The 1,029-nt window shown below is 72.6% G+C and carries 2 protein-coding genes; both read left to right on the top strand.

Annotated features, from left to right (window positions below; genetic code table 11):
- The coding region (locus ACFW0G_RS38765) for an acyl-CoA thioesterase (protein WP_378330501.1) at nucleotides 1–384 on the top strand (384 nt) is incomplete at its 5' end.
- Nucleotides 377–1,012: a hypothetical protein gene (locus tag ACFW0G_RS38760; RefSeq protein ID WP_378330500.1), complete on the top strand. Its 636-nt coding sequence runs from the start codon at nucleotides 377–379 to the stop codon at nucleotides 1,010–1,012. The genes ACFW0G_RS38765 and ACFW0G_RS38760, both read left to right, overlap by 8 nt.
- Nucleotides 1,013–1,029: the final 17 nt, after the last annotated feature.

Raw genomic sequence — 1,029 nt, 5'->3', positions numbered from 1 at the left:
CATTTGCAGTCTCCCGGCCAGGTCACCCCCGCTCCGGGGTGGGGGGTGGGGCCGGGGGGGGGGCCCGCCGGGGGGCCGGGCGGGCCCCCCCGCGAGGGGCTCACCGAGCTGCCCAAGGGCATCGTGGTGGTGAAGCTCGAAGTGCACTACAAGGCGCCGATCGTGGTGTCCGATCAGGACGTCCTGGTGGACATGACGCTCACCGAGCTGCGGGCGGCGAGCTTCACGGTGGACTATCGAGTCCACAATGGACCGTCCGAAACGGACCCGGTGGCGGTCACGGCGTCGACGCTGCTCGCGCCGTACGACACGATCGCGCTGCGGCCGCGACGGCTGAACGCCGACGAGAGCGACTTCCTGAAGCGGGTGTTCACCGATGCCTGAACTGCTGATCCCCGACGCGGGGGACCGTGAGACGCTCGGCGCGTTCGTCGCCCGCGCGGTCCGGCTGGACGGGCAGACCGTCGTCCGGCTCCGGATGCGTGGCGAGGACGTGGTCGAAGCGTGGACGGCGACGCCGTTCGAGGTGCTCGCCACGCGCGCCGTCGCGGGCCGGGTCACTCCGGCCGACGTCACGGTGTCCGGCAACGAGCTGCTCGCGGCGCTCACCGTCGCGGGCGGTGAGCGGATGGACCCCGGCCCGGCCCGGGATCTGCTGTGGCACGGGGAACTTCCCCCGCCGGGCCGCTGGCAGGTGGTCGACGAACTGCCGGTGGGTGTCGTGTCGGACCTCGCCGATCGCGGGGTCACCCTGGCCCGCGACAACGCGGGCCCGCACGGGACGCCGCCCGCGTCCCTGATGGACCAGGCGGTGCTCACCGTCACCGGCGGCGAGCTGGAGGTCAAGGTCCAGATGCGCTGCCTGTTCGCGTTGTCGGGGATGGGTTTCCTCGACTCCTCGATCAGCGACGACGTGGTCCGGGTGACGGCCACCGACTCGTGGATGCGGCTGGACGCGCGGTACGGCGCGGTGCTGCGCCGCCGCCACGCCCTGCTGCCGCTGCTCTTCTGACGTGAGCTGAAGGGGAC

This window comes from Amycolatopsis sp. NPDC058986 (genome assembly GCF_042741125.1).
In the GTDB taxonomy this organism is placed as follows: Bacteria; Actinomycetota; Actinomycetes; order Mycobacteriales; family Pseudonocardiaceae; genus Amycolatopsis.
Note: the sequence above shows the minus strand (reverse complement) of the source record. Positions and strands in the feature narration are given on the sequence as shown.

Bases quoted from the DNA above. Each gene is read 5' to 3' on its own strand.
- ACFW0G_RS38760 (WP_378330500.1), top strand. From the start codon at position 377: ATGCCTGAACTGCTGATCCCCGACGCGGGGGACCGTGAGACGCTCGGC.